The organism is bacterium (genome assembly GCA_035281585.1).
Classification (GTDB): domain Bacteria; phylum UBA10199; class UBA10199; order DSSB01; family DSSB01; genus DATEDP01.
This window is the reverse complement of record DATEDP010000060.1, coordinates 1-5,290: the sequence shown is the minus strand read 5'-3', so window position 1 is coordinate 5,290 and position 5,290 is coordinate 1. Positions and strand designations below refer to the sequence as shown.

General features: G+C 61.4%; 6 protein-coding genes. 4 read left to right on the top strand and 2 right to left on the bottom strand.

Annotation, left to right across the window (positions count from 1 at the left end):
* Positions 1-175: 175 nt before the first annotated feature.
* Both VJR29_04645 and VJR29_04640 read left to right on the top strand, forming a co-directional pair.
* Positions 176-790: a sigma-70 family RNA polymerase sigma factor gene (locus VJR29_04645; GenBank protein ID HKY62689.1), complete on the top strand. Its 615-nt coding sequence runs from the start codon at positions 176-178 to the stop codon at positions 788-790.
* The gene (locus VJR29_04640; GenBank protein ID HKY62688.1) at positions 787-1,860 is read left to right on the top strand and encodes a zf-HC2 domain-containing protein; all 1,074 of its coding nucleotides are present in this window, start codon (positions 787-789) and stop codon (positions 1,858-1,860) included. The genes VJR29_04645 and VJR29_04640 overlap by 4 nt, the downstream gene beginning before the upstream one ends.
* A gap of 6 nt (positions 1,861-1,866) precedes the next feature.
* Here VJR29_04640 and VJR29_04635 read toward each other — a convergent pair whose 3' ends face one another.
* Entirely contained in the window at positions 1,867-2,868 is a 1,002-nt protein-coding gene (locus VJR29_04635; protein ID HKY62687.1) for a deaminase, read from the bottom strand.
* A gap of 45 nt (positions 2,869-2,913) precedes the next feature.
* Between VJR29_04635 and VJR29_04630 the strand changes: the two genes are divergently transcribed.
* Positions 2,914-3,819, top strand: a complete 906-nt coding sequence (locus VJR29_04630) for a DUF882 domain-containing protein (GenBank protein ID HKY62686.1) — start codon at positions 2,914-2,916, stop codon at positions 3,817-3,819.
* A complete protein-coding gene (uppP, locus tag VJR29_04625; GenBank protein HKY62685.1) occupies positions 3,816-4,628 on the top strand; it encodes an undecaprenyl-diphosphatase UppP in 813 nt (270 codons plus the stop codon). The genes VJR29_04630 and uppP overlap by 4 nt, the downstream gene beginning before the upstream one ends.
* Positions 4,629-4,793: 165 nt before the next feature.
* Here the strand turns inward: uppP and VJR29_04620 are convergent, their stop codons facing one another.
* A complete protein-coding gene (locus VJR29_04620) occupies positions 4,794-5,150 on the bottom strand; it encodes a hypothetical protein (GenBank protein ID HKY62684.1) in 357 nt (118 codons plus the stop codon).
* Positions 5,151-5,290: the final 140 nt, after the last annotated feature.

Sequence of the window (5,290 nt, the reverse complement as noted above, 5' to 3'; positions counted from 1 at the left end):
GCGAAGCGAGGACGGTGGGGGTGCAGCCCGGACAGGACCCGTTCGAGGCCGCGGCGCCGATTCGGATCCTCTAGTTTTCCCTCCCCAATTCCACCCATTTAAGCCTATAAAAATGAAAACCCTAAAATGAGCCCGTTTCGTCCCGTTGAGTGGCGGAGACGGGTCCACCCAATCCATGAAGCGACCCACCGCGGAGTCTCCCCGCGACGAAGAACTGATCGCCTCCTATTTAAAGGGCCGGAACGAAGCCTTCGCCGAGCTGTTCGTCCGCTACAAAGGGGCGATTTTCTTCGTGGTTAAGAATTATTTCCCCCAACGGGAACGGGCCGAGGAAGTCTTTCAAGAGGTCTTCATGAAGCTCCTGGAGCGATTGAAGCTCTTCGACGGCTCGGGGTCTTTCCGCGGCTGGTTCTTCACCATGTGCCGGAACCATTGCATCGACCGAATTCGGCAGCAGGCCCGCCGGCCCGAGCAGCCCGAAGCCAACTGGCGGGCCGAGGACGACGAGCAGGCGACACCGGTGGGCCGGGCCGCGGCCGAGACGATGGCGGCCGACGAGCAGGCCTATGACCGCGAGCTGGCCGGACACCTGGAGGCGGCGATCCAAAAATTGCCCGAGGAACAGCGCGAGACCTTCTTGCTCAAGGAAAGGGCCGGCTTGACTTTCGAGGAAATCGGTCAAGCCATGAACGTCTCGATCAATACCGTGAAGAGCCGGATGCGCTACGCCCTGGAAACTTTGCGCCGCAACTTGCGGCATAAGACTTTCGTGAAGGAGGCCCTCAAGTGAGGCCCGAGTGCCAGCAATGTCAGGAATGGATGGAGGAAGCCTTCGGCGGCGAGCTCAAGCCCGAGCTCGCTGCGGCCCTGGATTCCCATCTGGCCGGCTGCGCCGAATGCCGGGCCAACTGGGAGGAATTCCGCCTGCTCCGCCGCGGCCTCGACGCCTTGGTCGCCGAGGAAGACGGCCCCTCGCCCTTCGTCGAAGCCAAGATTCTCCGCGCGGCCGCGGCCCGCAATGCCGCTCCGGCCGCCCGGCCTTCGGGCTTTTGGCGCTGGTTGCTCAATCCGGCCGCCGTCGGCTTCGCTACCCTGGCCTTGATCGCCGGCCTCGGTTATTTGGGCCGCGAGGAGCTGCTCCGCCACCGCCGCGCCGACGACCTGACTGCGCCGGTGAGCCCGCCGCCGCCGCCGGCTCCCAAGGCAGCGCCAGCGCCAACCGCCGACTCTCTCGATTACACCGAGCCGGCACCGGCCAAACCCTTGAGCCAACCGGCGGTCGAAAAACCCGAAGCGGAGGGCAAAGCCAAGATTCGCGAAGAGAAAGCCGCGGCGCCGATCCAAGGCTTCCAAACCCCGGCCGCGACGACAGCACCGCCGCCTCCGCTTGAGGAGAAAGCCCGCGCCCTCACCGCTCCGGCCGAGGCGCCGGCCTTGGGCGGCGCTTCCGACAAGGCCGGTTCCGGCACCAGCATCCCTGAGGCCGAAAGGGCCGGCCCCCCAACCTTGGATCAAGAGTCGAGGAAGAAGTCGGCCGAACCCGCCAAGGAGATCGATCAAGCGCCAGCCAAGGCCCTGCAAAGGTCGGCTCCGCAACCGGCGGCGCCGGTGGCACCCGGCAGCTCGGCCGGAGCGCCGGCCGTCAAGGGCGACGAGGGTTTCAAGAGCAATCAAGCTCAAAGCGAGTTGTCGGAGAGCAGTCGTTTCGACCAGCTGCTGAAGAGCGCCAAGGTCAAGATTCAAGGCCAGGACTACGCCGGCGCCCTCGACGACCTGCTGGCCGCCCAGAAAATCCGCGACACCAAGGAAGTTCAGGATCTTATCTTGCTGTGCCGGAGCCATCTCCGCGGCGACGGATAGCAACCCCTACTTCATTTCCAAGAGACGCACCGCGATGCCGGCTTCTTTCAGGAGGCCGATGGCCTGCTCGGCCATCGGGTATTGGGAATTGTAGACCACCTCGGTGATGCCGCTGTTGATGATCATCTTGGTGCAGATGAGGCAGGGAGAGAAAGTGGTGTAAAGGCTGCCGCCCTTGATGGCCACGCCATGATAAGCGGCTTGAGTGATGGAGTTCTCTTCGGCATGGCTGCAAAAGCACTCTTCCAAGTCGACGCCGGACTTGCCGAAGCTGTTGCATCGGGGACAGCCGCCTTCGTTGCAGTTGCGGATGCCGCGGGGCGTGCCGTTGTAGCCGGTCGAGATGATCCGGCGGTCGTGGACGATCACCGCCGCGACCTTGCGCTTCAGGCAATTGCTGCGCAAGGCCACCATCCGGGCGATTCCCATGAAATAAGCGTCCCAGGAGGGCCGCGGCGTGTCCATCGCCAGTTGGCGGATCGTGTCGCGGACCTTGTCCCGAAGCTGGTCGATGCTGGCGTTGTTCTCGACCTCGGCGTCGGCCAAACGGCCGGTCTCGTCGAGCTGCTGGGTGTTGGGGTCGGCCGATTTGGCCTCCCGGGCCTCGAGCTTCTCGAACTCGGCGAAGGTCTTGGGGTCGCCCTCGCGGTTGCGCGACTTGATCCGCTCGAAGCGAACCTGGGGCACCGCGGTCACGTGGATCAGGCGAAAATTGCTCAGCCGGCGCAGGACCTCGACCTCCCGGGGATTGCGGATCGAGTCGACGATGTAGTTCTTGTCGACGTCGATCTGCTGGAGGGCCTTGTCGGCCAGATAGCCGCCGCCGTAGGTCTGGCGCATTTCGTTGCCGACCTTGATCAGGTTTTCGCGAAGGATCTCCATCCCCCGTTTTTTCAGCTCCTCGCGGAGCAGGTCGGAGAGCGAAAGGTAATGGAAGCCGCCCTCCTTCAACACTTGGGCAACTTCGCCCTTGCCAGATGCGTTTTTTCCAGTAAGACCGATGATCATTTCGCGGCAGCGTAGCTTGTCGATTTTCGGGAGTCCACCCCTTTTATGGCCAGATTTCGTTTCCAATTCTTGCTCACGGCCTTATTCAGCACAATTTCCATCACGGCCGCCGAGGCTCAGGCCGGCCGCTTCTTCCTGATGGGCGACGGGGTTCTCACGGTCAACGGTCAAAAGGTTCCGTTCCGCCAAGGTGACGGCAACTACGATCCGGCGGGCTTGAAGGCCTTGAACCAGATCTTCAAGGCCGATTGGGCCCAGGAGGAAGAAAGGATGGATCTCCGCTTCCTCGAGGCCATGGACTATATCCAAGACCAGCTCCGAGGCCGCGGCTACAATTTGAAATCGGGCTACCGCAGCCCCCGGCTCAATCAATCGCTCCGCAACAAGGGCAAGCTGGCCGCCCAATCCAGCATGCACATGGAGGCCGCGGCCGGCGACCTCATCTTGCTCGGGGTGAATTCGGCCGATGTTTACGAATTCGTCAAAGGCCTGGACTGCTGCGGCATCGGCTACTATCACGGCCGCCACTTCCACTTCGACACCGGCCCTGCTCGATATTGGGACGAAACTTCGAGCAAGACCGAGGACAAGACGCCGCAAGAAAACGAGAAGATCATCCTCCAACCCGAATTCGACCGTTACCGCTCCGGCGAAACCATGAGGATGAAATTCATGCGGGCAACGAACTATCCCTTCGGCGCCGACGCGATGGTCGAGGTGCTCAAGGCCGACGACTCCAAGGTCGCCGGCCACACCAGCCTCACCGCCACCGGCAAGGAATGCTTGATCGTCCAAGACCGCCACCAGGGTCGAACGCTCTCGGCCAAGCTTCCCGAGCTCAAACCCGGCTCTTACGTGCTGCGGATTCATTTCTGCAACCGCTACGATTACGCCAAAATGCCGGAGTCCATCCTGACCCGACCTTTTGAGATCGCAAAGGACCTTCGATGACGCTTTTTCACGCCGTGATCCTGGGCATCGTCCAAGGGCTGGGCGAGTTCCTGCCGATCTCCAGCTCGGCCCACCTGGTGATTTTCCCCTGGCTCTTGAATTTCCCGGACCCCGGCTTGAGCTTCGACGTCGCCCTGCACATCGGGACCCTGGGCTCGCTGCTCGCCTTTTTTTGGCGCGATTGGCTGACCCTGATCGGGGCCTTTTTCCGCTCGCTCGGCAAAAAGCCGGGGGTCTGGGACAAGGACGAACGCCTCATCTGGTACATTCTGCTCGGCACCATCCCGGCCGCGGCCATCGGCTATTTCATCGAGGACTACGCCGAGACCATCCTGCGCGGCCCGCTGCTGGTCGCGGCAATGATGGCGGTGATGGGCATCCTGCTCGGCATCGTCGACCGCTTCGGAAAGAAGACCAAGACTCTCGGTCAGATCGGGCTCAAGGACAGCCTCATCGTCGGCTTCGCCCAGGCCTTGGCCTTGATCCCCGGCACCAGCCGCTCCGGCGTCACCATCACCACCGGCATGATCCTCGGCTTCGATCGGCCGACCGCCGCCCGCTTCTCCTTCCTGCTCAGCACTCCGATCACCGCCGGCGCGGCCATTCTCAAGTGCCGCCATCTTTTTCAAGGGCCGGTGGAAACCAATGTTTGGGTGGGAATCCTGGTCAGCGGAGTCGTCGGCTATCTGGCGATCAAATACATGCTGTATTTTTTGCAGCGGTATTCTTACCGGGTCTACGTGATCTACCGGCTGGCTTTCGCGGCGCTGATTTTCGCGGTGTGGATGTCGCGGGCCACGTCATCCTGAGCGGTTTGTCATCCTGAGCGAAGCGAAGGATCTGCGACTGGCCAAGGTGTTTTGGAAGGCCCAATCTCCTTCGTGTCATCTCAGGGGTCCGAGAAGACGAAGAGACTTTCGAGTCCTAAAGTTTCTTGGTAGGTCGCGGATCCTTCGCTTCGCTCAGGATGACAATCACGGACGAATCGACTCGACGTCCTGCCAGGTGATCTTGGGGTTGCGCGGCCTTCCATCGGGCGCGACCGGCGAGAAAGCCGGAATGCCTTCGGTGTGGTAGCGCTGGATCGACTTGTAATTTTCTAAATTATTGCGGCGGATGAGAATCTGATTCTCCAGCGCGTTGGTCTGCTCGACCGCGGTCCAAGTCTGCTGGACGGTGCCGAAGAATTGGTCGACCGCGAAGGCCGCGGTGCTGTAATTCCAGCCCCAAGGATAGGGGTAACCGTAGCCACCATAATAGCCGCCATAGCCGCCACCGTAATAGCCACCATAATACTGGGCCTTCAGCTCGCTAGCGGCGCCGATCGTCATAAAAAAAGCCAATAATATCAGTAATTTCTTCACGCAACCCACCTCCATACCATCGCCATTATCGGCGAAAATGGCCTGAAGTTTCCCTTCCTTAGCATATTTTCACCATTGGCCGGCGATAGCAAGGCTTGCCCCACCCC

Coding starts and splice junctions, on each gene's coding strand:
- VJR29_04645 (HKY62689.1), top strand. CDS start 176: ATGAAGCGACCCACCGCGGAGTCTCCCCGCGACGAAGAACTGATCGCC.
- VJR29_04635 (HKY62687.1), bottom strand. CDS start 2,868: ATGATCATCGGTCTTACTGGAAAAAACGCATCTGGCAAGGGCGAAGTT.
- VJR29_04630 (HKY62686.1), top strand. CDS start 2,914: ATGGCCAGATTTCGTTTCCAATTCTTGCTCACGGCCTTATTCAGCACA.
- uppP (HKY62685.1), top strand. CDS start 3,816: ATGACGCTTTTTCACGCCGTGATCCTGGGCATCGTCCAAGGGCTGGGC.
- VJR29_04620 (HKY62684.1), bottom strand. CDS start 5,150: ATGACGATCGGCGCCGCTAGCGAGCTGAAGGCCCAGTATTATGGTGGC.